This is a genomic window from Cupriavidus sp. SIMBA_020 (assembly GCF_046535395.1).
GTDB classification, from domain to species: Bacteria; Pseudomonadota; Gammaproteobacteria; order Burkholderiales; family Burkholderiaceae; genus Cupriavidus; species Cupriavidus campinensis.
In genome coordinates, this window is record NZ_JAWRWU010001710.1 from 1 (window position 1) to 234 (window position 234).

The 234-nt window shown below is 63.2% G+C and carries 1 pseudogene; it reads left to right on the plus strand.

The window, feature by feature from the left end:
* A pseudogene (locus tag SB751_RS35445) lies at positions 1–234 on the plus strand (ABC transporter permease); the annotation flags it as partial.

A 234-nucleotide genomic window follows, 5' to 3' on the forward strand; every position in this document is an offset into this window, starting at 1 on the left:
CAGACTACCTCGGGCGGGACATGCTGAGCCGGATTATTGAAGGCACACGCCTGACAGTGCTGCTCGCGCTCGCGTCGGCACTGTTGTCGGCGATCGTCGGGACGCTGCTCGGGTTGCTCGCTGCCGTTTCGGGTCCGGCCGTCGACGAACCGCTGAGCCGTCTGCTTGATGCCTTCACGTCGATCCCGTCGAAGATGTTCGCGCTAATGTTCGTCGCTGCGCTTGGTTCGTCGT